Raw genomic sequence first — 25,560 nt, 5'->3', positions numbered from 1 at the left:
TTCACATGACAAGTGAAGTTCAACAAAAAGGAAAGCTAGCAAAAGCCGCCAGCTATATTTTAAATATTAAAACAACTTGCGAAAAAAATGAGGCTCTCACAAAAATTGCTGAGCAATTAATCATTGACCAAGACACTATCATTGCTGAAAATGCAAAGGATTTAGCTCATGGTGAGAAACAAGGAATGCCTGCTTCTACACTTGATCGCATCATGCTAAACAAAGAACGAGTGGAAGCTATGTCAAGTGCTATTCAGTTACTTATTGAATTAAATGATCCAGTAGGTAGTCTTCTAGAGAGAATAGAAAAAGATAATGGACTATTGATTGAAAAGCGTCAAGTGCCAATTGGCGTTATCGGGATGATTTACGAGGCGCGACCTAATGTGACAGTGGATGCGGCAACATTATCATTGAAAACAGGTAATGCAGTCATTTTACGTGGTAGCTCTTCTGCCAAATTTTCTAATGTAGCACTTGTGGCAAGTATACATCGTGCACTTAGCAAAACGTCTATCCCTGTGGACGCTATACAATTAATCGAGGATACGAATCGTGAAACTGTCAAAGAATTATTCCATTTAAAAGAATACTTAGATGTATTAATTCCTCGTGGCGGAAAAGCACTTATTGATTTAGTAGTAAACGAAGCCACTGTACCAGTACTAGAGACAGGTGCTGGCAACTGTCATATTTATGTGGACCATTCGGCCGATTACATAAAAACAGAAAAAATTTGTATCAATGCGAAAACGCAACGCCCATCGGTTTGTAATACAGCGGAAAGCTTACTTATTCATCCTGATTGGTTTAAGGAGCACGGCACACAGCTACTAAGTGCTATGCATCAAGCAGGTGTGACAATTATTGGTGATGAAACTGTTTGTCAAGCTCTTGAATTCGCTCAACTAGCAACAGCGGAAGACTATGCAACTGAATATTTAGATTTAAAGATCAGCGTTAAAATTGTGGAAAACGTTTATGAAGCAATCGAACACATTAATAAATACGGCACGAACCACTCTGAAGCCATCATGACTGAGGATCAGTTAGTAGCAGATACGTTCTTAAATAGCGTGGATGCTGCAGCTGTTTATCACAATGCCTCCACTCGCTTCACAGACGGTTTTGAATTTGGCTACGGTGCAGAAATCGGTATTAGTACGCAAAAATTACACGCTCGTGGTCCAATGGGTTTACCAGCATTAACATCAACAAAGTATTTCATTCACGGTAACGGCCAAATCCGGGAATAATTGTAGAACTATTAATGAAGAGTCGACAGCGTATGTCACCTGTCGGCCTTCTTTCCTTAAGATTTGTAGAGGACTAGGGGCGAATTCTTCTCCAAGATGAGGCAGTTTGAAACTGTAACTGCGAAGATTCTTCTATTAGCCGAGCAGTTACTAACTCTACCTAAGCGAAAAACTTTGAAAACGGAGCGAAACGTTAAGTTTCCCCCTTTTACAAGCGACAAGAATTATAATAATTTATAGAAAGAAGGTTTTGGATGAACATTTCAGCGATTATCAAACTAACTGTATCAATGGCCCTTTTTGGCTCTATTGGATTTTTTACCATTCATACTGGCGTACCTGCTACCGAGCTAGTATTTGTTAGATGTATTTGCGCCACCCTCTTTTTAGGAGGAATGTGGCTGATCACAGGTGGTCATAAAACAGAGATATGGGATAAAAAAGAAATATTACGTACACTTCTATGCGGTGTCTTTATTGTCTTAAACTGGGTATTTTTATTTAAAGCCTTTGAAGAAATGTCAATTTCCATTGCCATTTCAATCTATAATTTAGCACCTATATTCGTATTAATATTTGGCGCATTGTTTTTAAAAGAAAAGATGACTATTCAAGCATTGCTAGCAACAGTAACCTGCTTTATCGGCAGTATGCTCATTATTGGTTTAAATAATTTTATGTCACTCTCTGAATTTATGAAATCAGGTTTTATTTGGGCATTACTGTCTGCATTGTTTTACGCGTTTACGATGCTCACAAGTAAAACAATCACAAAGCTTAGCTCCTATGCCTTAACATATATCCAAACCGCAGTCGGAATTATCATACTATTGCCATTTGTTAATTTTTCATTATTTGAGAGCTTAACGACAACAAACTGGCTATATATTTTAGGAACGGGCTTTATTCATACAGGATTTGTTTACTATTTATTTTTTGATAGTATTCGTAGCCTTTCTACCATTCTAGTTTCAGTATTAGTATTTGTTGACCCGGTTGTGGCTATATTGCTTGATATGCTATTGCTTGATTTTATGCCGAGCTTCATGCAAACAGCTGGTATTGTATTAATTTTTGGTAGCATTTTTTACACAATTTACGTACCGAAGAAAAAGCGTGTGCCTCGTAGCGGAAGCGAAGCGTCAGCTACGGACCCCACCCACCTCTAAAGGTGAAAAGATGGAAAGGTGTAGTTCCTTTTCAGGTGATATCTAAACATCTACTGAAATAAGGAACTCAGTCTAAGTACTTGATGGAACGGTCGTGCTGAGCGACGGATAGAAAGGTCAAAGTGATGGATTGAGCCGCCAAAGTCGTGGATAACCTACCAGAGCGACGGAAAGCCCACGTCCTGTAGCAATTTTTCTGTGCGAAAGCGAAGCGACAGCAACATTTTATTTTAAAGGAGTTTTCCCCGTGAGTAAACTTTATGCAATTGGTGAATTATTAATTGATTTTACACCTACTGAACAAAATGCTTCCCTTGCTACAGTTGAGCAATTTACTAAAAATGCTGGTGGGGCTCCTGCCAATGTTGCCGCTGTTTGTGCAAAACTCGAGCAACAAGCTGCCCTCATTACACAGGTAGGTCAGGATGCTTTCGGAGATTTTCTCGTAGAAACGTTAAAAAAAGCCGATGTCGATACGAACTATATTGTTCAAACAGTTAAGGGTGAAACAAGTCTAGCCTTTGTTTCCCTGACAAGTGATGGAGGTCGTGATTTCTTATTTTATCGTCGCCACGCAGCAGACTTACTTTACAACAAAGAACAACTCCCACCTAATTTATTAACAGATCATGATATTGTTCATTTTTGTTCAGTTAATTTAGTGGAAAGCCCTATGAAACAAGCACATATGGCATTGATTGAACAGGCCCATCAGGTAGGTAGTCTTGTTTCATTTGATCCCAATGTTCGTTTGCCACTATGGAATGATGAGAAGGCATGTCGTCAAACCATTTTGGAATTTTTACCAATGGCCCATATCGTTAAATTGTCCGAGGAGGAACTTGTATTTTTAACAGCGATTGAGGATGAAGAAACAGCAGTCCATTCATTATTTCAAGGGAAAGTACAAGTACTCATAATTACTCGTGGCGCAGAAGGTGCAAGTCTTTATACTAAAAAGCTTCATGTAAAGGTGCCAACTGACAACATTCATGCGATTGATACTACTGGAGCAGGCGATGCCTTTATAGGAGCATTGTTAGCTATTTTTCTTAGCAAGCAGATTACAGCGATCAATCTAGTCGAATTTTGTAAAGAGCAGGCTATTCACCTTCTTACTTTTGCAAATCGATATGCAGGAGCTTCGACCGAAAAACATGGTGCCATTGCATCTTACCTTACTAAGCGTGAAATACTATTTAAAGACAATATGCTATTTTGAACATTTGGGATGAAAATGGGACTAGGCAGACTTCCTCTTAAATTATGAAAATAAATGACTAACCGACTCAATTAGCATATTAGATTACTTGAAAAGTCCAAAAGAAATCGAATAACATAATGGACATCTTCTTCCCCACGATAGCTTCTCAGGCACTGTTGTTAAGGAAATCTAGCAAAAAACAGGCTACTCAAAAAAATAACTTGGGTAGCCTGTTTTATTTGAAGGAGAGGATACACTTGAAATTAGATCATGTTGTTGAAGTTTTACTTGAAAGTCTAAAGAATGATCAATATATTGAAGCTGTATTTTTAAGAGGATCGATGGCTAGAGAGGAGCATGATGAATTTTCAGATATCGATATTTATTGCGTTGTGAATGAAGAAAATGTCGAAGCTTTTTTGCCCAATCGCGTCCAACATATTGAAGCTTATAAGAAAACATGTTTCGTTGATGATATCTATATTATTGCCCCTCAGCTATTAGTCGTATATGAAGATATGATTCATATCGATTTATTTACAGTAACGCTCTCAGAAATAAGTGAAAAAGATGCCATTAAAATATTATTTGATCCAAATGGAATCCTTACAGCTAAACAAAAGAATACTACTTTGTCATTAACTCCACTCGAATTTCAAGATGCTGTAGATGATACTGTCTGGTATTTGTATCAATATTATTGGAGTGCCCAACGTGGAAATGAGATTTGGAGTGTTCATTTACTGCGGAATAGTTTAGAACACTTCGCCAAAGTACTACTGCATAAATATTGTCCTGAGCGAGCTTTACTTGGACTTAAAACGTTACCTAATTCATTACCCACTGACCCATTACATGAAATAGTTGATATCATGAATTGTTTGAGCCTTGTAACTCATGAGGTGGCAGTAAAGAAATTAGTGAACGCCTTCAGCAATGAATCAGATTGGATTTTTGAAAATGTGCCGAATAAAGAAAAAATTAAGCCATTATGGAAAAAAATAAAAGCGCTATTACACTAAAACAAAATAGCAAACTAACATTGGTTTGCTATTTTTTAAAATGAAAAATAAATACCACTACACCCTATTAAATTGTTTTTTTCATTAAAATATGTGGGATGCCACAATCCATAAATTCTTCACCTTCACGCTTATAGCCTAATTTTTCATAAAAGCCCTTTGCATAAGATTGTGCGTTTAATTTATATTTTGTTAAACCTTTTTCAAGTGCTATTTCCTCTAAACTTTGGATAATCACTTTTCCTAAACCGAATTTGCGGAATTCTATTAATATACATATACGCTCTAGTTTGCCATAGCCATCTACAACTCGAAGTCTGCCAGTGCCAACAGGTTGTTCGTTATAGTACACAAGAATATGATCACATGCTGCATCTAGTGTGTCGAATTCATCAAATTCTTCTTCCTCAGGCACCTGTTGCTCCTCTATAAAAATTTTTTGACGAATGGCAAATGCTGTTTGTAAATCTTGTTCATCTGTAATTTTTTTCGTGTTCATCTTTATATTCCTCCCCGTTTTTTTTGCTGTTAGGGACGTACTCTCCGTTGGTAGAACTTTGTTTTCCTCCGCCAGTTAAGCCGTCTACTTCGCCGCTAAAACTGCTTTTTCCGCCGCTAAATTTGGCTATTGCGCCGCTATACTTCTTCTTCCGCCGCTAAATCCGGCTATTGCGCCGCTTAAACTTTTTCTTCCGCCGCTAAAGACGCTTTGCAGAACCTTCACCTGTAGATATGAAGTGAAATTTCCTTGCATGGATGATAATATATAGTATAGAGCATTTTTTATTGCAAATACAATAAATTTTTTCGGAGGCAATAAATGAAGGAAATTTTGCGAGATATCGGTGCGATTGCGCGGGCACTTGATTCCATCAGTAATATAGAGTTTAAAGAACTTGATTTAACAAAGGGACAATATTTGTATGTCACTCGCATCTGCGAAAACCCTGGTATTATTCAGGAAAAGGTAGCTGAACTATTGAAGGTAGATCGCACAACAGCCTCCCGAGCAATTCAAAAGTTGGAGACAAAAGGTTTTATAGAAAAGCGTAATGAAATGGGCAATAAGAAAAACAAACAGCTTTTCCCGACAGAGAAAAGTCTCAAGATTTATTCATTGTTAAAGCGAGAAGAAGACTACTCGAATGCTAGAGCATTAAATGGTTTTTCTCCTAAAGAAATTGACAGTATTCATGACTTATTAATACGTATTCGTCAAAATATTGAAACCGATTGGGAATATGTAAAGAAAGGTCATACACGAAATTATTAAAGGCGATTCCATGCGCTTCTGAGCATTTGGGATCGCCTTCCTTTGCGAAGAATACCTTTTTAGCAATCCATAAATGTCAAATTGTGCTCCCATCTTTTCACCAATATACTGTTGATTGATCAAAAGAATGGTAACGACCTTTATGCTCTGGTGTTTATTTAGAACGAATTGAACGACTAGAAAATATTTTAGGTGCTGATTTTTTGCAGGCCCCACATCGTCTCAATAGGCTTACGATTTATTGAAAAAAAACAGCACCTGATATTTTACGCTTTTGAACGTGGATCCATAAAATCGCGTAACGCATTACTAAGCATATACAAACCTAATACAAGTATTGTAATGGCTCCACCTGGTAATCTGCGATGTAAACCGCTGCTGCCTGCTCAGCTAAAATTTCCTGTGCACGATGATAATAGTCAATTTGTGTTGCCTGATCTCTTTCCTTTAAAACATTTTCCACAATTTTGTCGTATTCAGCATTTTTAAATTTGAAGAAGTTTTCACTTTCATTTGTTGAAATGTAATCATTTAAAATATCATAGGCAGAGGCACGGCCTGTTAAATCGATTGTTGTCATTTGATAGTCGCGACCAAAGTAAACTCGGTCTAGCCAAATGCCCCACTCTACTACTTCAATTTCCACATCAATACCGATTTCCTTTAAATTAGCCGCTACGATTTGCGCGATATTTGAATACATATCATTATGTGAAGACAGGTAATTTTTGTTTTAAAGCCATTAGGATAGCCTGCTTCTGCTATTAACGCTTTTGCTTTTTCCACATCTCGCTTATACTTATTTTCCAAGCCTTTCTTTTGATAGTCCCCCATCGCTGTGAACTGATTAATGGCAAGAAAATCAGAAAGAATATGTCACAGTTATTTCTTTATAATAAATACCAAGAGAAATTGCGCTGTGCAATTTCTCTTGTTGCTTGAACTGAAATTAATTATAACTCATCCTCGGTAACCTCATTATTATTTTTATTACCATTGCCTTTACCGTTGCCGTTACCATTCCCTGGCTTTACAACCAACACATCAAATGTTAGTGTGTGCTCACCATACTTTACCCTAATCGTCGTATTACCTTGACCTTTTCCTTTTACAGCCCCTGCTTTCACAGTAGCTATTTTATCATTCTCTACTTCATAGGTTGCAAGCTTTGTAACATCTTTTTCTGTTGTTTTACCATCAAAAGTAGTTACTTCAGTAATCTTAACTGGAACTTCTTTACCTATTCTAGTTTCAACCTGAACTTGGTCAATTTCTAGTGTTACTATTGGCTCTTTTACAACAGATGCTTTAACTGTAACATTTATAGGTACTTCATTATCACCGTATGAAACAGTAATTGTAGTCGTGCCTTCACCTACTGCAGTTACTAATCCATTTACTATTGTTGCTACATTTTCATTTCCAACAACATAAGTAGCTTTTGAAGTTACGTCTTCCTCTGTTGTATCACCTTTTGCAGGCGTTGACGTTTCTGTTACCGTAAGTTGAGCAGTTTCTCCAGCTGTTAAGTCTAGCTTAGTTGGATTTACAGAAAGTGCTATTACTGGTTCTACTACTTCATTTTCATATATCTTCGCTTCACCAACATTCCCGGCAGCGTCTTTAATGATTACTGATACAGCATTTGTTTCTGCTGTTACCGGGAATGTGAAGCTACCGTCTTGATTTAATTCAAAAGCAACTGGCGCTTGTACTTCGCCTTTTACCGTCGAAATATAGGAAGCTTTTAATTTATCATTTAAATTGTAATTTAAACCGTATAAATATAGCTCTTCATTGTAGTCGATGTACTTATCTTTTATCTGTCCTGTAGCGACACCTTCAGCAACTGAACCAGTAATTTCTGGTTTAGTCGTTTTCACGATAATTGGTCCAACATAATCGGAAACTACTCCTGATGCTGCAAGACCGGTGAAGTCAATTGTATACAGACCATCTGGAATCGTTGTGGCAGGTGCTGTTCCCCATGGTTTATATTGCCCACCAATATTCAGCGTATAAGAGCCTTTTCCTAGCGCAGTACCAGCATGTAGATAACCAATGTAGCCGTCTCCGTATTCTCCACCTTCCGGATTCATAATATCCCAAAGCTCAATATAGTTAGTTGTTACATCTCCAGTTAATGTGAATGACAGTACAGCTGAGTCTTTCACTCCATCTCCGTTAAAGGATAGATCTGTTTCTGTAATTTTAAAATCTTTAAGTTCAGTTACTGCCGCGCCGCCAAAGTCAGCTGCGAATGGCAATGAAATTTCTGTAGCTCCACTGCTGATGTAAATATACCCTAGTATTTCAGAGCCTTTTGGTGCCGTAGCTTGTGAAGCAGTTAATGTAATATTTAATACTTGCTCACCAACTAGATTAAATGTTGGCTGATCGACTGTAACAGTTGCATCACCAAATGTTTTTGTCACATCAATTGATACATTATAATTGCCGCCGTTCCCTTTAATATCTTTTACTAAAACTTGTTTCGTTACAGAAATATCCCGGTCTTTAAGGGATTGGGGACCGAAAGTAACTGTACCTTTCAAGTTTTCTGAAACTGCACCAGTTCCATCTAAAATTGCGCTATCAAGTGCATAGGCAAGAATTTCCGGATGAGCTGCTGCATAAGCATCTACACGTCCTGCACCTTGAGAAAACACATCGTATTTTGTTTTATCTATAACCTTTGCTGTATTAGAAAGCGCCACTTTTACATCGAACGCGTTCCAATCAGGATTTGCTTGTTTAACTAATGCAACAATACCTGTAATATGCGGTGTTGCCATAGAGGTTCCTGTTTTACGAGTATATGCTTCCCTATAATCTGCAGCAGGGAAATCTTTTTTATACATCGGAATCGTTGACATAATGTTTGTTCCAGGTGCACTTACATCTGGTTTAATATCAAAATTTGGTGTAGATGGTCCACGTGAACTTGAAGAGTTTACATCATCTCCCAGTGTCTTTGTGGAAGCAAATTTACTAAAGCTTACTTTTCCAGTTCTGCCTGCTAATGCAGCGCGAATTGCAGCGCCATCCGTTTGTGACATATCAAATGTTGGCAGAAAATCAAATGCATCACCAAGGAATGTGCCTGAAATGTTCGGTGCATTCGTTCCACCAGCAACGTTATGAATAATTGTTGCGACTGCTCCATTGGCCTTTGCATTCGCAATTTTATCAACGAATGCGATACTGCCACGGGAAATCAATGCCACTTTACCTTTTACATTAATTCCTTCGAAGTCTTTTACTTCCCCGTTTCCAGGAACAGCAACTAGGTCAAATTCTCCTTGAAGCTGTGTTGCTAAATTTTTCCCAAAAGTCGTTCCCATTAACGGAAGCTGTTTTGTTAAATTGTAGTTGCCAACTGTAACATTTACTTCCCCGTTATACATTGTTTCAGGATTTGTTGTGTTACCAACAGCAATTCCTAAACGTGCTGTTGCAGGCGTGCCCATTGTTCCGCGATTTGGACCTTCGTTCCCTGTTGCAATTACTCCGATTGTTCCAGCCATCATTGCATTATTAATAGCAAATGAGCCTGCATCCGTTTCAGAGTTAGCTCCCCCGCCAAGTGAAAGGTTGATAACGTCCATTTTTTCTTTTACAGCAGTTTCAATTGCTTTTACAATACCAGATGTAGCTCCACTTCCGTATGCCCCAAGAACACGGTAAGCATAAAGGTCTACTTTTGGAGCAATTCCTTTAATATCGAATTCGTTAGCTCCGATTGCTGCAATTGTTCCAGCAACATGTGTACCGTGAGAAGTATAGAACGAGCTTCCTTTTTCATTAAATTCAGGTGTTCCGACTGGACGCTCCGAAGGCAATGTTTCCGACGCATCGTCATCTGCCCGAGGCTTCGTGTAAGTTGCTGAGTTCGGAATGAAGTTTTTTCCACCTTTGTAAACTCCAACAAACTCGGGGTGCTCTGCATCAATACCAGTATCTAATACTGCTACTTTTATTCCTTGTCCTTCAATTCCTTCCTTCCAAAGCTGTTCGATGCCAAGGAAAGAATTACTTGTATTCATTCGAGCTTCTAATTGATCTTCCTTATTAAGTTCCGATGATTTCATCGACTTATCTTCTGATGCGTAAACAATTGCATCAGGTTCGATTAATGTAATTCCTTCTACTGTAAGCAATTTCGGGAGATCATTTGCTTTCACAGTTGCCGCAAAACCGTTTAAGACAGTATCAAATGTGTATCCTTGAGTCATCTGTACTTTTTTAGTAGCTAACTCTTTTTTAACTTCTGCTTGTTGTGCTTTTACATTTGAACGAACTTCATTTTCTCGGGCATTAGAGAATTTTTGGCCTTTGACTTGGCTCATTCCTTGCTCTAGTGCCACAGGCTTTTCAGATAAATGAACGATGACTGCAACATCTTGATTGCCTGATACATTTTGTAAGCTTTCGTGAAGAGTTGGTCCATCTTTAGACAAGCTTAGCTGTTCAGCGATAGCCGCCTTTAGTTGAATGATACTTTCACTTTGACTATCCTGCTTGAATAGTTTCGATTCTTCAGCACTAGCACTCGACAATGGAACCAATAGAGAAAGCACCATAAAGAAAGCTAGAATACTACTTAAGAACTTCGTAAACTTAAACTTTTTCAAATCTCATTTCCTCCTCTTCCTTTAATTGTCACACTTTTCAGTTTAGTGTGATATTTCCAATTTATCACAAGAGAACTAATCCGAATATATCGATATTTGAATATTCAGAAATATTGATAATTAGTATTAGTTTATCAAATATAGATTAAATCTATCTTCCTAGTAATTTAATAAAAAAGTAGAACTTTCAAACGAAAAAACGACTTACCGTAATTTATTAATTTTTTACTTTAGTCGAAGAAGAAGAAGATAGCCAAACCAGAAGTAACCAACTTTGAGAAAACAACCTAGTTTTAAAAACATTGTGCTACGACATTTGAAGATTTAAGACAAATTGGAACTTACTAAAGAAATGTAGTCATGCAAGCGACTTCCTTTTCGTCATTTTGCCAGCTGGAAAAGTGAAATTTAGGGTAATAAAAAAACCAGCGTCTCTGTTGAACTGCATTCATAACAGAGAGCTGGTTTATTTCTTTTATCCACATTATCGGGTCACTATTAAAATTTCTCTTTATTGCTGGCGAGACTCTGTCATTTGCTTCCAAACAGAACCTTTTGCTTCCTCACCCTGTTCGATGCGGGCAATCGCCATTTTTACTTGTAGCTTCACTTCAAACTCTTTATCTTCTGCAGCAGCCTTTAATGCTGCTAATGAATTATCAGTGCCGACCTCATATAAGTACATAGCTGCACGCCAACGAACAAGTTTATTTTTATCCTGTAATGCTTGTTGCATCACGTCTTCAAATTCCACAAAGCCGAGGTCACTCATACAATCTCCTGCAGTTCGACGGACCGCTGCACTTTTGTCCTGTAATGCCTTTTCCAAATATGGCACGACTACCACATCTTCAATCATTCCTAAATAAACGGTTGCCAGTCGACGGATAGACATTTGCTCATCTTGTAACGCCAAATCTAAAAGCGGTAAATCATCTAGCTCTGGATCTGCCATTTGGTCAAGCAATTGGAAACGTTTTTCCCATTCTGGTTGCTTAAACTGTTCAATTGTAATTTTTAGTTTAGCTGGCTTCTTAATAGTTTTCTCTGAATCATTAATCGTTGCAACAATCTCCGCTAAACGTTCCTCAGAATATGTCACATCGATTTCTTGTTTTACTGCTTCCGCAATTTCCTCAAGCTCTCCATAACGTACGCCATAGTCGATCCATTTACGTTGGAAAATATAATTTTCATCAACTGCTGTCTCAAGAATTTTATTGAAAGCTTCCACAAAGCGCTCACCACAGCTTACACGGTACTCACGTTGATTATCAAATACCTTTACTTGCAGTGGTACTTGCTTATAAAATTGCACATGAACGTACACTTCACCATAAAATTCATTGGCTACTTGTTCTTTGTTTTCTTCCTGTACGTCTTCACCTAACGCTTGGCGAATGCTTGCTAAAATACCTTCCCATGCATACTTTGCGTTACGCTCAACAGCGAAGAAATCTGCTACATGATAAACACCTTTAACACCTTCGATTGCTAAAATCGCTGCTACTTCACCAGTTGCTTCATCTTTATTATCTTTTGTAAAATTATAGCTTTTGCCAAAAGGTAACTCTGTATCAACGACAATCTTCATAGAATTAGGGCTTGGTGTCGGTTCAATTGTCATAATCTTCATGTCTATCGCTCCTTATCCATTTACGATTTCATCTAAATATGACCATCTTTCAATAAGGTGTTCATATTGTGCATTTAGCTCATCTAGCTTCGCCGTTAATTCCTGTAGCTTTGTAAAATCAGCACCAGCGTTGGCGATACCTTCTTCTGTCTTCATAATCGCTGTCTCTGTCTTTTCTATTTCATCAGCAATTGTTTCCCATTCTTTCTGCTCTTTAAAGGATAACTTTTTCTTGTCCGATTTAGGCTTTTCGGTCTTAGTTTTTTCGACTTTTGGCGACTCTACCTTTACAGCGGCTTCCTGTTCACGCTTTTGTAAATATTCACTGTAAATATCAAGCTTCTCATTAACATGCCCAAGACCATCTAAAATCCATAGCTTTTTTGCAATTCGGTCTAAGAAAAAGCGATCGTGGGATATGGTAATAACTACTCCAGGGAAATGCTCAATGAAATCCTCGAGTACACCTAATGTTTCAATATCCAAATCATTTGTAGGCTCATCCAGTAACAGTACGTTTGGTTGCTCCATTAATAATCGTAATAAATGCAGACGTTTACGCTCACCACCCGATAGTTTACCGATAGGTGTACCGTGTGCATGAAGTGGGAATAAGAAACGTTCCAGCATTTGTGCAGCCGAATAACGTACACCCTCCGCATCTGTGATATCATTGGAAGCTTCGCGGATATATTCAATCATGCGTTCATTTTCATTCATTTTTGGTAAAGTTTGTTTGAAATGCGCTAACTTCACTGTCGAACCAACTAGAATTTCACCAACATCAGGTGTAAGCTCTCCTGATAACATGTTCATTAATGTTGATTTTCCTACACCATTTGCTCCGATAATGCCAATACGATCGCCCTGTTGCAGTAAAAATGAAAAGTTTTCGAGAATTTTTTGATGGCCAAAAGCCTTTGAAATATTTTCAGCCTCTAAAACTTTCCGGCCAAGACGAGTTGTTGCTAGGCCCATGTCAAGAGAAATATCCTCCGATTTACGCTCTAAGTTATCCTCTAACTGCTCGAAGCGCTGGATACGTGCCTTTTGCTTCGTAGAACGCGCTTTCGCTCCACGACGAATCCATTTTAATTCTGAGCGATAGCGGTTGCGGTCTTTTTGTGCGGAGGCTGCTTTCATTTCCTCACGAATAGCACGTGCTTCTAGATAATCCCCATAATTCCCAGTATGTCGGTATAATGTTTGATCAGCTAGCTCGTAAATATGAGTAGACAGCTCATCTAAGAAGTAACGATCATGGGTAATAAATATAACTGCTCCCTTTAATCGTAACACCATTTCCTGCAGCCACTCTGTAGACTGCACATCTAAATGGTTGGTAGGCTCGTCCAATAAATATAAATCTGCCGGCTCAATTAATACTTTAGCTAAAGCAACACGCTTTTGCTGACCGCCTGACAGTGTTAAAACCTCTTTATCAAACAGTTCAATGCCAAGCTTCGTAAGCGCCGTCTTAGCAAGTGCATTGACATCCCAGGCCTGCTCCTCATCCATACGATGCTGCAAGCTAAATAGCGTTTTTTGTAAACTTTCTGAAGTCGGATTTAATGCAAGTGCAGCAACGGTTTCCTCATATTCACGATTCAGTTTTAAAATAGGTGAATCCCCTGCAAACACTGCTTGTAACACAGTTTCTCCACTTTGAAAAGTAGGCTCCTGTGGTAAATGGGCAACACGATATTTATTTGGGCGGTCAACTTCCATTGAATCCGCTTCGATTTCACCAGCTAACATAGAAAGCAAAGTGGATTTACCAGTACCATTAATACCAATTAGCCCAGCTCGCTCCCCTTCATAAATCGTAAATTCAATATTTTGAAAGAGCGTTTTATCGCCCACTGTTTTCGTTAAATTTTGTACTATTAAATGACTCATTACACTTGTCCATCTCTTTCATTAGGTGTTGTTTAGTGTCCATACTACTTTTATATGTAGTTTATTATTGATATCCATTTTTATCATAACACCAAATGACAGGTAAACAAAGGACAACAAACTAAATGCCTCCCCATTTACTGACAAATGAAGAAGCGTTAACAACCCCAAAATTAGAAGAGGCTGAGACATAACTAGCTTCAATTAGTGAGAAATCCGACTTTGAATTCATTCAAAGTCGGATTTCTCTATCTTTTATGTTGTTTCCAGATAGCTTTTAGCTAATGGCTGTAAATTTTCTTAAATTCACGGCCATTAATGCGAGGCCCATCTAGTTTTCCACCTTCGATTTTCCTCGTACAGAAAATCGAGTGAAACGCAAATTAGCCTTCAAGAATCCAAAAACTGGTTCCACGTCAATTTTGCGTTGACGATAAAGGGTACTCGTTTTTTCTTCTGAAAGCTTTGCTCTCTCATATTCTTTTTGTTGTTCCCACTTCTCATTCACCATTAACTTACGATTATTTCCTTCTTTTGCTTTTGTACATAATGAACGGAGGGGGCATCCGGAACAGTCTTCACATTCATATACCTTAAACTCACGCGCGAAAACATACTTATCCGTTTTCGTGGTACGATATTTAAATACAAGATGTTGTTGGTTTGGGCATGTGTATCGATCATTTTCTTCATCATAATCCCAGTTCGCTATATTGAATTCGTTTTGCTTATACTTTTTCTTCTGTTCTTTTACATACATGTTGTACGTGATTAAGGCTTCTCGCTTACGATTCGAAAGGATATCATCATAATTTTGTTCACTGCCATATCCAGCATCTGCGACGACGATGTGTTTTGGTAGCTTAAAATAATGTTGTTCGATTTCATCTAAAAATGGGATTAATGTACGTGTACCATATCATGAAATCAGTCCTCCTAGGGTTATTAAGCAACTCCATAGTGTCTAAGCTTTTCACTTAGAAACGTTTCGCACCTGAAAATCTAGACATTCACGTTCGGCATTTACTGTCTCAACAAAAATATGCTTTACACGCTTTTGTCCAGCACGTACAACGGCCCGAACCGTAAAGTTTTTGTATTCTTTACTTTTTGCTGTAGGTTTCCATGATTTAATTTCACATTCCCTAATAGCTCTTGCAAATGCATCTTTAGGAGCTATAGGGTTAGGAGTAACTTAAATCAAGTCCACTATCTTTTAGTGACTTCTCCATTTCATTACGACGATATAACGCCTTACCAACAGAATAGGACACTATATAACCTAATAATTTAGACCCAGCACCCATAGTTTGTGTTGCTACTCCTTTTCCTAAAACGTTTTCGATCTTGCATAATGCATCTCCCTTTCAAGTTTTTTAAATTTTGGTGTACAAAAAAAGCGCATTTTAGCTATGTAGACATAGTAAAATACGCTTAGAACCGAAGTTATATAAAAAATTTATAGTAAAGATTACAATTGATAACTCTACAAATACAATTAAAACATGAAACCTAAACCAGTAATAAGTTTAGTTTCTTTCAAAATGATTTAATAAATATGCTTCTATATTTAACATATTGTATTAGAATTATTCAATTGTAGCTTTAAAAACCAAAAGGAACAAAGATTGAAATGAAAAAATGTTTAAATACTTATTCCTCAACTACAAGTTTTATTATTTTTCCTTCTTCATTAACTACCGCAATCGCTTTTGAAATATCAATGTTATTAATAGCATAAATTTTTGTTCCAACTGGATAAATATTTGAAGATAATTCTTTACTATCTTGCTCATTGTTGAGGCGGTATTTTACTTCCCCTAACTTTTCACCAAGTTGATCATTCTCTAAAACTTCTTCAGTCACAATGTAATGTGCATTATTATATTTTACGAATTGAAACGCCCAAGAAGATGAAGAATTACATCCTATTAACAAGAAAATTAACAAAAAACAACAAAAGTAAAAAGAAAATTTCAAAATCATACCTCCTTTTTAGAAATAATACCATTTTACCAGAAGAAATGAGTAGTTTTTAAGAAAAAAGAGGTTTTTTTATTTTTTCAGAGAAATTATATAACAATCTAAAATAAGGAGGGTATCTTTTGAAAAAATTAATTATTTTCACACTATGTATGTTTCTAACTTTTGCAGTTGCTCAACATGCTTATGCTTATGCCTTATTAGGAGGTAAACACAAAACGAACAACATTACTTACACAACAAGGGACTTTAACGGAACTTATGAAAAGGTTGGAAAACAATTAGGTAATGCTATAGCAGATTGGAATGCAACGAGTACGAAAATTACATTTAGCGCTCATTCAGGTTCAACTACAACTAGACCGCAGATTATAATCAAATCTGATGATTATGGAAAAACTGGTTGGTCAGGACGTGCGACAAATTATCGTGAATGGGTTACTACTGGAGACTATGTTGATTCTATTGTTCAAGGTAATTTATATTACTTAGACGACTATGGTGCTAGTACAGTAAAGGGTGTATGGGCTCATGAATTAGGACATGCTTTAGGTTTGGCTCATGTCAATGGAAGTGATAAATTAATGTACGACAAAGACAGTAGAACAGTTTATAAGCCTACACAGGATGAAATAAATGGAGTTAATTCACTTTATAAATAAGGGGGGATTTTTTCATGCATAAAAAGAAAAAAAGAATCTGGTTTTTAAGTATTGGATTTAGTCTACTTTTATTATCATTTATCATAAAGACAATAAACAATCCATTATTTTCGCAAACTATGAGAGTATCAATAACAAATAAATATGACACAATTAGTGAGATCGAGAATGATTCCTCAATTATAGTTAATGCCACTGTCGAAGGGAACGAATCGTTTATTTTTAAAGATGTACCATTCACTATTTCTGAACTAAAGGTAAATGAAGTTTATAAAGGGGATATTGAAAAAGGGAATAGTATTAATCTTTTGGAGACTGGTGGAGTTATTGATAATGTTGAATATACTGTTGAAACAGATAAGACATTGAAAAGAAATGAGGATGCTATTCTATTTTTAACTGAATATGAAGGTCCTATATTGGAAAACACGAAAAAGTATGTTGTTTCAGGCGTATATCAAGGAAAATTCAGAATGAATGAAGATAATTCTATTATCCCATCTGAACATAATGATGGGGAGTTATCAGAGATTAGATTAGTAGAGGATCTGAAATTAGAAGAAATAAACAATTAGATATTTCCGACTTACCTATAAAAATTTAGTTGTTAAAGTGCTAGAAGAAAGGAACTGCGCCCCGATTGTTAGACACACTCTAACAATTGGAGGTGCAGTTTTCCTATGGGTAAATTTACTGCTGAGGAAAAATTAGAAGCTGTTTTACGCTATTTAAGTGGCAAAGAAAGTTATAGAGAAATCAGGAAATCAATCAGTGTAGATCATAAATCAACCGTTAATTGTTAAACAATACGAACATAACGGCGTAGAAGCTTTTTTGAAACCATATACAAATTGCACACAACAGTTTTAACTAAACGTACTAAATTTTATGATTGAACACGGTACGTCCTTAAACTGCAGCGATCTTTAAAATAACTACTCCTTCTTCGATAAGATCATGGAAAAAACAATATGAAACACAAGGAATGGATGCCCTTCAATCAAAGAAAAAGGAGCGACTATCCATGAAAATAGAATCAAATAAACAAACACCCGTAGAAGGTTCTACAAAGCACTTAAAGCAGAAATCGAATGTTTACGTATGGAAAATGAGTATTTAAAAAAGTTGAATGCCTTAGTTCAAAGCAAGGAAAAGTCACCAAAGAAGATAAATACAAAACAACGTATTAAGGTAAAATTAAAAACCATGAGTCCAATACAATATCGGACTCATGCCTAACCCGCTGCCTAATGAAATAACCGTGTATACTTTTAGGGGTTACTTCAAGCTTTCCGGGCCCCCTCAGATAGCAAGAAGTTTTCAAAAGATATAAAAAAATATCCGGATAGAAATATTTTCTATCCGGATACAGAAGCTAATTATTTCACCAATAACCTAGAAGCTTCCACCATAGTCCTCCTACTATAACAAAAATCAGGATGGTAACTAAGGAAACTACAAATCCAACTGTCCACCATTTCTTTTGGTCAATATAACCTGCACCAAAGAAGACCGGTGCTGGACCAGAACCATAATGAGTAGTGGCGCCAAATAAATTACTAAATGCCGCTAATAATATAGCTGCCAACATAGCAGGTGCTCCCGCTTGCAACATAACAGATAAAAATGCTGCATACATCGCACTAATATGTGCAGTGGAACTCGCAAAGAAATAATGAGAATAGAAATAGACTAAAGCTAATATGACAACAGCCCATATCCAACTATACCCAGATACAAGTCCACCCACTTCATTACTAAACCATGGAATCAGCCCTAGTTTGTTCATAAAAGATGCCATCATAAATAGCGTTGCAAACCAGATTAGTGTATCCCATGCTCCTTCTTCCTTTTTAATATCTGCCCATGTTAATACATCTAACAATAACAGCAAGGAAAGACCTATAAGAGCTGCCGTTGTAGCACTAATGCCTAAGTAATCTCCACCAATCCATAACGACAACACAGCAACAAATACAACGATCATTCGTTTTTCAGAACTTTTCAGTGGTCCAAATTCATCCAGCTTCTTTTTAGCGATCGCTGCTGCCTCTGGTGTTTCTTTGATTTGAGGTGGATAGATTTTATAAATAACATAAGGGACAACGATTAAAGCCGTCAATCCAGGGACAATCATAGCCATTGCCCAACCAAACCAAGTAATAGTTACTCCAGCTGAATCACTTGCTAGCTTAACAATTAAAGGATTCGCTGCCATGGCTGTCATAAACATAGCTGATGTTATTAAATTCCCTTGAAAGCCTACCTTTAAAAGAAAGGCCCCCATCTTACGCTCTGTCCCGTCTTCTGGTTTAGATCCGAAAGTATGAGATAATGACTGGATAATTGGGAATATAACACCACCTGCACGAGCTGTATTACTAGGAATAGCCGGTGCCAATATTAGATCACTCGCTAGTAAAGAGTAAGACAGACTCAAGGTTTTTTTCCCAAAAAGACGAACAAATACATAGGCAATTCGTTCCCCTAGTCCCGTTTTTATAAATCCACGAGAAATAAAGAAGGCAATAACAATTAGCCAAATCGTTGAATTACCAAAACCGCTTAATGTCTCTTCAATTGTTAATGTATTTGTTATGGCAATCATAGCCATAGCAATAAATGATATTGCTCCCATTGGCAACGGTTTCGTTATAAAACCTATAATGGTCGCAACAAAAATAGCGAACAAGTGCCACGCTTTTTCATCTACTCCTGAAGGTACTGGACAAAACCAGATAGCCACACCAACAGCAAGGGATATGAAGAAAGGAATCCATTTGACTGCGCTTTTTGCTTCTTTCATGATGTTAAAACTCCTTTGACTGTTACCCCAATGTATTTAAAAGGAGATTTCTCCCACGATCTACTAATTGAATGAAAAATAGACCTAATTTAAGATCCCCTTTATCGAAAAACATAAGTAATTATATATGCTTTATGTAATGAATGGAAAGATTTTTAACTCATTACTAAGAAAAAAATGATCTCGCTTCAGAAATATTTCCCTTTTCGTTAATATTATTGGGAAAAAGTTACTTTTTTTATCAATTCATTAAAGTTAGCATGTGCACAATCCATTAAAAAGATACACACCGTGTTTATATCAACTTATATGTCGAGAATCAATCCTCTTTCATTTCATACAGTAAAAAAAGTTAATTCATCTCACGGCCTGTCATTAGAATACAATGTAATCTTCTACAAAGCACAATTATCCCTCGTAAGCTCTTGGTGATAGGAATGACTATTTCTCAAAAGATTATTTTGAGGTTCTCCCAGAAATATGCAAGCTTAGTAAAAGTGCTGTACTTTGAAAGAGTATTTCCATCGCTAGGCAAAGAAACCCAAATGTTTAAACATCGTTTAGGTCCTCGTTATGTAAAATTTTTCAAGCTGATTTCTTAGTATAAGAATTGCTGGATTAATACAAACTGATAATATTTATCAATCAGGAAATTATAAAAGGAGTATTCATAGATGCCATTTGTCACCATATTTGGAGGGAAAACCTTTGAAGTAGAGGAAGGAAAAAAATTAGTATTAGCTCTTGAAGATAATAATATAAACATTTTGCATCAGTGTGGCGGAATAGCAAAATGTACAACTTGTAGAGTGGAGGTATTAGCTGGTGAATATAAGGACATTTCAAAAATAGAAAAACACGCCTTCGCTATAAAAAATATTGATGAGCATTTATATGAAGACTGTTTAAGGCTATCTTGTCAAATTCGTGTAATAGGAGACATTACTGTTCGGCCTATTTTAACACTGGAAAATACACAGGGCGATAGAGGTCCAAGACCAGCAGATTAACCAAGTATCGATTAATATAATTCAAAAGGCATGGAAGTGGTCGCGATGCCCGTTAGCTTCCAATGCCTGTTTTTATTTATCTAATATTTTCGTCGCCGTTACTTATCCACAACCTGCTTGGAAAGAAAGGTTTAAAGTCATTCCACCATGAACAAATAGAATGATCCCTGTTCCATAACTAGCTTGGGATGAAGCAAGCCATGTTGCTACAGCTGCAATTTCCCCTGGTTTCCATTTACATTTTTTTCAGTTATCGCTACCCTGTTATGGATTTCTTCGAATGATATTATCTGCCATTCGTATCGCAAGCGCAACCGTTGAGTTTGTCGGGTTTGCTGCAGCAAGAAAAGGTATTACACTGTTGTCTGCTACATACAGACCTGAAACACCATGAATTTCTCCATAGGAATTTGTTGCCGAAGTAGATGGGTCGGTACCCATCCGACATGTACAGGATTCATGAACGTCACTTCCTGGTGGCATTAAGGTAGGCTCACCATCTAATGTAACTCCCATCGCAGTAGCAGATTGAATGATTCCCTCACGCATTTGATTAATAACAACCTTATCCCTTTCACTATAAGAAAAATTAACTTGCCCTAGTGGAACACCATATTCGTCTCGTTGGTTAGGATCTAAGAAAACCCTGTTCTCTCTTCGAGGCTCTACCAAACCGAAAGTTGCATAGACAACACTAATTTGGTCAGGAAGTACCTTATCTTCAAACTGTTGGTAAGAAAAATATTGATTAGGACCTAGTATTTGTATTTGATAAGGAAATTGCCTTGTTTCACGTTTCAAAATTGCTAAATTACCGATATTCTCTGAGAACTGCTTGCGACTTATTTTTCCCGTACCTAATACAAATGAATGATTAGTTAAATAACGCCCTATAGCTGGACCATCAATACCGGAATTTAGCAAAATTCGAGGTGTCTCTAATGTACTTGCAGAAACAACCACATTTTTGGCCCGAATAGTGTAAGTTTTTTTGTCTTGTGTTGATGCAACACTTACCCCAACAGTTCTTCCGTTTTGAACCAATACTCGCGTCGTATAAGCATTTAACGCAAGATCAAATGGTCTATCATTGAAGGCATACGCAAGAAATTTGATTGAACTAAACCATGCGTTAGAGTAAATTTCCCCCATGCGTGGTCCTCTCATATCAATGGCAAGAGGCATATTCGTGGCTTCTAGAATACCACCAGCGTGAAGCCGATTCATAAGAATCCGTTGCATTGAAGAACCATCTGCATAGGATGTTGTACAATTCAAGACACGCTCTGCCATTCTGAAATATACATCTAATTCATCTGGATGAACTGGCCAATTCTGAAGATGAAACTGAGCAGGTCTCGGACAGGCAGCATTCCAAAACAATGTCCTGCCACCCAGTGCAAATGTTAATCTTGCACCTGAAAATTCTGGTAAACTTTCTCCTACAGGAGTAGAATTGTCAGGCCATAGCTGATCGCGCATTCGATCGACATTCATGGTGGGAATATTCAGCGCATGTGAATGAAATAGTTTCGTCCCTTTCTCTAAAATACCGATTCGCTTAGCCCCTTGATGCTTCCACATTTCGCATAAACGGTAAAGCGTTGCCCCACCACCTGCACCACTTCCGACGATTAGAACATCATAGTTCGTATTGGCCATATCCTCCAGCGATTTAGTCGGGATCCAATTATTTGGATAAACCCACATAATACACGTCCTTTCGTGTTAGTCTTTGACATTTAAGTTTATGACTTTCGCTAATTTGATATCACCATTCATTCAAGAACAAAGACCAGTTTCAAAGTGAGTGATGCTCCTTATTATTTTTTTCTCTTTTTCCTAGAAAATAAATAAAGGCATTGGAAAGGGGAAAATGTCTGATAGGTTCCAATGCCAGTTTTTATTTAGGCTATTTTTTAATTAAATCAGCAAATGCAATCCATGAATTTAACTGTACTGAATGCGGGAATTAATTATATTTTCGTTGCTGTTACTTACCCACGACCTGCTTGGAAAGAAGGATATAAAGTCATTCCACCATCAGCAAACAGAGTGATTCCTGTTACGTAACTAGCTTGGGATGAAGCAAGCCATGCTGCTGTTGCTGCAATCTCCTCTGGTTTTCCGATATAACCCATTGGAACCATACTTTCAACATCTGCACGTTTTTCAGGATCGGCAAATTTCTCAGCATTAATAGGCGTATTGATCGCACCAGGTCCGATATTATTGACACGAATTCCTTTTGGGGCAAATTCTAATGCTAATGTTTGTGTCATCAGTTTAATGCCTCCTTTACTAGCTGCATAGTGAACAAACAAAGGCCATGGAATAACTTCGTGAACACTGGACATATTGATCACGGTACCTTTAATATCATGTTCGACGAAGTACTTAATTGCTTCCCTACTTCCTAAAAATGCACCTGTTAAATTCGTATTGATTACTTTATTCCAATCTTCAAGCGGCATTTCATGTGAGGGTACTGGATTTTCTATACCAGCGTTATTAATCATCACATCGAGTGTTCCAAACTTATTTACAGCCGTCTGGACGAGATTGATAACATCGCTTTCGACAGACACATCTCCTTTTACAGCTATCGCTTCCCCTCCTGCTTTTTTCACTCCTTCAACAACAGCATTTGCCTCTTTTTCATTTGAGCGAAAATTTACGATAACTTTTGCTTTCTCCTCGCCAAAGCGTAATGCCATTGCTTTTCCTAATCCTGTTGAAGCACCTGTAATAACAATAACTTTTCCCTCTAAATCTGGATACATCTAAAGACCTCCTCCTTATACTTTCGCCATTCCTACCATAAACCCAGCAGCGACAAAAAAATAATCTCAATTGCTATAAGTTGTCGTTTTTGTTTTTTTCTCACTATGATAAAAAAACTCGGCCCATATTGGTTTCCACTTGCTTAAAACATAATAGTAATATGGAACGAAGCAACACTTTTATACCATTGATATAAAAAACGTTACTTTAAAATAAAGAAGAATCCATGTGAACATTCGTTCAAAATGGATTCTTTTTACATTTTATAAACATTAAAATGAGGTACCGTCAGGAAAATGCGAATTTGCAACGCTCTGCCCATTTCCGAGATGATTCCCCCGTTTTTAACAACGCTTAGAAATCTAGATAAAACGAATTAAACAATAACCAGTCACTGGTTCAATACCGTCAACTGGCTATAAATAGTATTTTCTCACTGTTTAAAAAATGACATAGCAGATAATTATTTGTAAAATTTCACTCGATCTTCAAGTGGTTGGAATTCTTTTTCGCCTGGTGTTACCGTTGGATTGCCAAAGGGCATTTGCGCAATGAGCTTCCAATTTTCAGGGATATTCCATTCTTTTTTCACTTCATCATCAATTAATGGATTATAATGTTGTAAAGAAGCTCCTAATCCCTCTGCTTCCAATGCTGCCCACACAACTAATTGGTGCATACCTGATGCTTGATTTGACCAAATTGGAAAGTTCTCAGCATATGCAGCAAATTGCTCTTGAAGCGATTTAACTACAGCCTCATCTTCTAAGAATAAAACTGTGCCATAACCTGCTTTAAAGGAATCCATTTTTTGTTGAGTGCCAGAAAAATCTCTATCTCCAACGACTTTTCTTAATACTTCAGTCGTAATGTCCCACAGTTTATTATGTGCCTCACCTGATAATACAACAATACGTGCAGTTTGAGAGTTGAATGCTGACGGGGTATATTTCACAGCAAATTCTACAATTTCTTTAATTTTTTCATCCGATATTTTTACCTCTTTATTAATTCCATAGTAAGTACGTCTTTCTTTAAGTGTAGTGTAAAAATCGTTTGTCATCATTTTCTTCTCTTCCTCCTAATTTACTAACATTATTTTTATCCATATTTCATCTGTCGTTTAAAGATTTTTAATGGCTGTTTTATTTTCTAGGATCTCGCCTAATTACACAAGAACACCTGTCCACAATGAACACTGCCATTCGTAATTCCTTTAATCCTTTCGATTTTATTCGCTACTTTTTCTATTTTAAATCAAACTAATTATAATATTATGATAATAATATGTTATCCAAACAAACGGAAGAGTATTCAAAATTCCTTAAATAAAAACCCCCAAATCACAACGTTATCCGCTTACAATTGTTTCGAGGTAGAGGCTGTGATGATGCATCGGCTTTTTATGTAGTATAGGTAACCTAATTTTCACATTTGAATATATCGCAAGTAAAAAAATATACTTACATGTTTTTTATTTTTTCTCCTTCCAAGTAAATGAATCAACATATTGGCCCAAAAAAAATCCGTTATCTATTGAAATAGACAACGGATTTTTTTTGGAGCGTGAGGTATTACTCACCTATTTCATTTTGTAATTGCTCTAAAAACTGTAGCATAAATTGATGGCGCTCTTGAGCCATTTGCTTACCCTTCTCGGTAATCATTAAATCCTTTAGCAATAATAACTTCTCATAAAAATGGGTAACTGAGGATGTATTTTTATTGCGATACTCCTCCTCTGTCATATCATTACGTGCATCCTCTTCCTTATCGTAAAGCTTTCGACCCTTAGCTCCACCATAAGCAAATGTGCGCGCAATACCAATTGCTCCAATCGCATCTAAACGATCTGCATCTCGTACTATTTTTGCTTCCAGAGAAGTTATTTCTAGCTCATTGCCACCATTAAACGATACTTGTGCTACGCAATCTCGAATATGTTGCTTCTTCTTCTCGCTTAATGACAGCTCGGCAATTAGCTTATTCTCTTGCTCCTTACTATCGGTATACTTTTTATCACTAACATCATGCAACAATACAGCAATTTTCACGACCTCTGCATCGGCTTCTGGTTCTGTTTGTAATATCGTTAACGCATTTTGATAAACACGTTCAATATGTTGAAAATCATGACTAGCATCAAATTGCTCGTAAATCCCTCGTACTTTGTTCATTAAATTGTTCATATTTTTAGTTCAGTCCCTTCATCCTTTATTATA

At 37.0% G+C, this 25,560-nt stretch carries 20 protein-coding genes and 3 pseudogenes; 9 read left to right on the top strand and 14 right to left on the bottom strand.

Going from position 1 to position 25,560, the window contains the following annotated elements:
- Positions 1 to 5: 5 nt before the first annotated feature.
- The 4 genes from ACIQZA_RS19155 (at position 6) to ACIQZA_RS19140 (ending at position 4,651) form a co-directional block, all read left to right on the top strand.
- Positions 6 to 1,256, top strand: a complete 1,251-nt coding sequence (locus ACIQZA_RS19155) for a glutamate-5-semialdehyde dehydrogenase (protein WP_402883433.1) — start codon at positions 6 to 8, stop codon at positions 1,254 to 1,256.
- A gap of 254 nt (positions 1,257 to 1,510) precedes the next feature.
- A complete protein-coding gene (locus tag ACIQZA_RS19150; protein WP_402883434.1) occupies positions 1,511 to 2,425 on the top strand; it encodes a DMT family transporter in 915 nt (304 codons plus the stop codon).
- Positions 2,426 to 2,672: 247 nt separating this feature from the next.
- Positions 2,673 to 3,647: a carbohydrate kinase family protein gene (locus ACIQZA_RS19145; RefSeq protein ID WP_402883435.1), complete on the top strand. Its 975-nt coding sequence runs from the start codon at positions 2,673 to 2,675 to the stop codon at positions 3,645 to 3,647.
- A gap of 239 nt (positions 3,648 to 3,886) precedes the next feature.
- Positions 3,887 to 4,651 carry an aminoglycoside 6-adenylyltransferase gene (locus tag ACIQZA_RS19140; protein ID WP_400935819.1) on the top strand — a complete coding sequence of 255 codons (765 nt, stop codon included), beginning with the start codon at positions 3,887 to 3,889 and terminating at the stop codon, positions 4,649 to 4,651.
- A gap of 67 nt (positions 4,652 to 4,718) precedes the next feature.
- On the opposite strand, the gene ACIQZA_RS19135 is transcribed toward ACIQZA_RS19140, so the two are convergent.
- Positions 4,719 to 5,150 (bottom strand): GNAT family N-acetyltransferase, encoded by a 432-nt coding sequence (locus ACIQZA_RS19135; RefSeq protein WP_400935821.1) that lies wholly within the window; start codon positions 5,148 to 5,150, stop codon positions 4,719 to 4,721.
- A 321-nt stretch (positions 5,151 to 5,471) separates the two neighbouring features.
- Here ACIQZA_RS19135 and ACIQZA_RS19130 point away from each other — a divergent pair, with 321 nt between their 5' ends.
- Complete coding sequence (locus ACIQZA_RS19130) at positions 5,472 to 5,924, top strand: MarR family winged helix-turn-helix transcriptional regulator (protein WP_142510828.1); 453 nt, start codon at positions 5,472 to 5,474, stop codon at positions 5,922 to 5,924.
- Between the two features lie 325 nt (positions 5,925 to 6,249).
- Here ACIQZA_RS19130 and ACIQZA_RS19125 read toward each other — a convergent pair whose 3' ends face one another.
- The 7 genes and pseudogenes from ACIQZA_RS19125 to ACIQZA_RS19095 form a co-directional block, all read right to left on the bottom strand.
- Positions 6,250 to 6,627, bottom strand: a complete 378-nt coding sequence (locus tag ACIQZA_RS19125) for a periplasmic substrate-binding domain-containing protein (RefSeq protein WP_400935823.1) — start codon at positions 6,625 to 6,627, stop codon at positions 6,250 to 6,252.
- A gap of 250 nt (positions 6,628 to 6,877) precedes the next feature.
- Positions 6,878 to 10,558, bottom strand: coding sequence for a S8 family serine peptidase (locus tag ACIQZA_RS19120; RefSeq protein ID WP_402883437.1), 3,681 nt, complete (start codon positions 10,556 to 10,558; stop codon positions 6,878 to 6,880).
- A gap of 511 nt (positions 10,559 to 11,069) precedes the next feature.
- Positions 11,070 to 12,194 carry a conserved virulence factor C family protein gene (locus ACIQZA_RS19115; protein WP_402883439.1) on the bottom strand — a complete coding sequence of 375 codons (1,125 nt, stop codon included), beginning with the start codon at positions 12,192 to 12,194 and terminating at the stop codon, positions 11,070 to 11,072.
- A 12-nt stretch (positions 12,195 to 12,206) separates the two neighbouring features.
- Complete coding sequence (locus ACIQZA_RS19110; protein WP_400935829.1) at positions 12,207 to 14,093, bottom strand: ABC-F family ATP-binding cassette domain-containing protein; 1,887 nt, start codon at positions 14,091 to 14,093, stop codon at positions 12,207 to 12,209.
- 331 nt (positions 14,094 to 14,424) lie between these two features.
- Positions 14,425 to 15,006, bottom strand: a pseudogene (locus ACIQZA_RS19105) (transposase); the annotation flags it as partial.
- Between the two features lie 271 nt (positions 15,007 to 15,277).
- On the bottom strand, positions 15,278 to 15,400 hold the full coding sequence (locus ACIQZA_RS19100; protein WP_402883440.1) for a hypothetical protein: 123 nt from the start codon (positions 15,398 to 15,400) through the stop codon (positions 15,278 to 15,280).
- A gap of 346 nt (positions 15,401 to 15,746) precedes the next feature.
- Positions 15,747 to 16,073, bottom strand: coding sequence for a hypothetical protein (locus tag ACIQZA_RS19095; protein ID WP_402883442.1), 327 nt, complete (start codon positions 16,071 to 16,073; stop codon positions 15,747 to 15,749).
- A 125-nt stretch (positions 16,074 to 16,198) separates the two neighbouring features.
- Here ACIQZA_RS19095 and ACIQZA_RS19090 point away from each other — a divergent pair, with 125 nt between their 5' ends.
- The 3 genes and pseudogenes from ACIQZA_RS19090 to ACIQZA_RS19080 all read left to right on the top strand — a co-directional run.
- Positions 16,199 to 16,738, top strand: coding sequence for a M57 family metalloprotease (locus ACIQZA_RS19090; RefSeq protein ID WP_402883444.1), 540 nt, complete (start codon positions 16,199 to 16,201; stop codon positions 16,736 to 16,738).
- Between the two features lie 14 nt (positions 16,739 to 16,752).
- Entirely contained in the window at positions 16,753 to 17,313 is a 561-nt protein-coding gene (locus tag ACIQZA_RS19085; RefSeq protein WP_402883445.1) for a hypothetical protein, read from the top strand.
- A gap of 105 nt (positions 17,314 to 17,418) precedes the next feature.
- Positions 17,419 to 17,925, top strand: a pseudogene (locus tag ACIQZA_RS19080) (transposase); the annotation flags it as partial.
- 197 nt (positions 17,926 to 18,122) lie between these two features.
- On the opposite strand, the gene ACIQZA_RS19075 reads toward ACIQZA_RS19080, so the two are convergent.
- Positions 18,123 to 19,544 (bottom strand): anion permease, encoded by a 1,422-nt coding sequence (locus ACIQZA_RS19075; protein ID WP_142510824.1) that lies wholly within the window; start codon positions 19,542 to 19,544, stop codon positions 18,123 to 18,125.
- Positions 19,545 to 20,218: 674 nt separating this feature from the next.
- Here ACIQZA_RS19075 and ACIQZA_RS19070 point away from each other — a divergent pair.
- A complete protein-coding gene (locus ACIQZA_RS19070) occupies positions 20,219 to 20,554 on the top strand; it encodes a 2Fe-2S iron-sulfur cluster-binding protein (protein ID WP_400935832.1) in 336 nt (111 codons plus the stop codon).
- 102 nt (positions 20,555 to 20,656) lie between these two features.
- Here ACIQZA_RS19070 and ACIQZA_RS19065 read toward each other — a convergent pair.
- The 5 genes and pseudogenes from ACIQZA_RS19065 to ACIQZA_RS19045 all read right to left on the bottom strand — a co-directional run.
- Positions 20,657 to 20,785, bottom strand: a pseudogene (locus ACIQZA_RS19065) (glucose-1-dehydrogenase); the annotation flags it as partial.
- A 33-nt stretch (positions 20,786 to 20,818) separates the two neighbouring features.
- Positions 20,819 to 22,264 carry a GMC oxidoreductase gene (locus ACIQZA_RS19060; protein WP_400935834.1) on the bottom strand — a complete coding sequence of 482 codons (1,446 nt, stop codon included), beginning with the start codon at positions 22,262 to 22,264 and terminating at the stop codon, positions 20,819 to 20,821.
- Between the two features lie 287 nt (positions 22,265 to 22,551).
- The gene (gene gdh / locus ACIQZA_RS19055) at positions 22,552 to 23,337 is read right to left on the bottom strand and encodes a glucose 1-dehydrogenase (RefSeq protein ID WP_402883448.1); all 786 of its coding nucleotides are present in this window, start codon (positions 23,335 to 23,337) and stop codon (positions 22,552 to 22,554) included.
- A 464-nt stretch (positions 23,338 to 23,801) separates the two neighbouring features.
- The gene (locus ACIQZA_RS19050; RefSeq protein ID WP_400935898.1) at positions 23,802 to 24,401 is read right to left on the bottom strand and encodes a nitroreductase family protein; all 600 of its coding nucleotides are present in this window, start codon (positions 24,399 to 24,401) and stop codon (positions 23,802 to 23,804) included.
- 511 nt (positions 24,402 to 24,912) lie between these two features.
- On the bottom strand, positions 24,913 to 25,527 hold the full coding sequence (locus tag ACIQZA_RS19045) for an HD domain-containing protein (RefSeq protein ID WP_402883450.1): 615 nt from the start codon (positions 25,525 to 25,527) through the stop codon (positions 24,913 to 24,915).
- Positions 25,528 to 25,560 lie beyond the last annotated feature (33 nt).

Source organism: Lysinibacillus sp. NPDC096382, from assembly GCF_044762845.1.
Taxonomy (GTDB): domain Bacteria; phylum Bacillota; class Bacilli; order Bacillales_A; family Planococcaceae; genus Lysinibacillus.
The sequence above is the reverse complement of the archived record's forward strand: the minus strand, read 5'-3'. Positions and strand labels throughout refer to the sequence as shown.

Bases quoted from the DNA above. Each gene is read 5' to 3' on its own strand.
- ACIQZA_RS19155 (WP_402883433.1), top strand. From the start codon at position 6: ATGACAAGTGAAGTTCAACAAAAAGGAAAGCTAGCAAAAGCCGCCAGC.
- ACIQZA_RS19150 (WP_402883434.1), top strand. From the start codon at position 1,511: ATGAACATTTCAGCGATTATCAAACTAACTGTATCAATGGCCCTTTTT.
- ACIQZA_RS19135 (WP_400935821.1), bottom strand. From the start codon at position 5,150: ATGAACACGAAAAAAATTACAGATGAACAAGATTTACAAACAGCATTT.
- ACIQZA_RS19130 (WP_142510828.1), top strand. From the start codon at position 5,472: ATGAAGGAAATTTTGCGAGATATCGGTGCGATTGCGCGGGCACTTGAT.
- ACIQZA_RS19125 (WP_400935823.1), bottom strand. From the start codon at position 6,627: ATGTATTCAAATATCGCGCAAATCGTAGCGGCTAATTTAAAGGAAATC.
- ACIQZA_RS19115 (WP_402883439.1), bottom strand. From the start codon at position 12,194: ATGAAGATTATGACAATTGAACCGACACCAAGCCCTAATTCTATGAAG.
- ACIQZA_RS19110 (WP_400935829.1), bottom strand. From the start codon at position 14,093: ATGAGTCATTTAATAGTACAAAATTTAACGAAAACAGTGGGCGATAAA.
- ACIQZA_RS19100 (WP_402883440.1), bottom strand. From the start codon at position 15,400: ATGGGTGCTGGGTCTAAATTATTAGGTTATATAGTGTCCTATTCTGTT.
- ACIQZA_RS19085 (WP_402883445.1), top strand. From the start codon at position 16,753: ATGCATAAAAAGAAAAAAAGAATCTGGTTTTTAAGTATTGGATTTAGT.
- ACIQZA_RS19075 (WP_142510824.1), bottom strand. From the start codon at position 19,544: ATGAAAGAAGCAAAAAGCGCAGTCAAATGGATTCCTTTCTTCATATCC.
- ACIQZA_RS19070 (WP_400935832.1), top strand. From the start codon at position 20,219: ATGCCATTTGTCACCATATTTGGAGGGAAAACCTTTGAAGTAGAGGAA.
- ACIQZA_RS19060 (WP_400935834.1), bottom strand. From the start codon at position 22,264: ATGTGGGTTTATCCAAATAATTGGATCCCGACTAAATCGCTGGAGGAT.
- gdh (WP_402883448.1), bottom strand. From the start codon at position 23,337: ATGTATCCAGATTTAGAGGGAAAAGTTATTGTTATTACAGGTGCTTCA.
- ACIQZA_RS19050 (WP_400935898.1), bottom strand. From the start codon at position 24,401: ATGACAAACGATTTTTACACTACACTTAAAGAAAGACGTACTTACTAT.
- ACIQZA_RS19045 (WP_402883450.1), bottom strand. From the start codon at position 25,527: ATGAACAATTTAATGAACAAAGTACGAGGGATTTACGAGCAATTTGAT.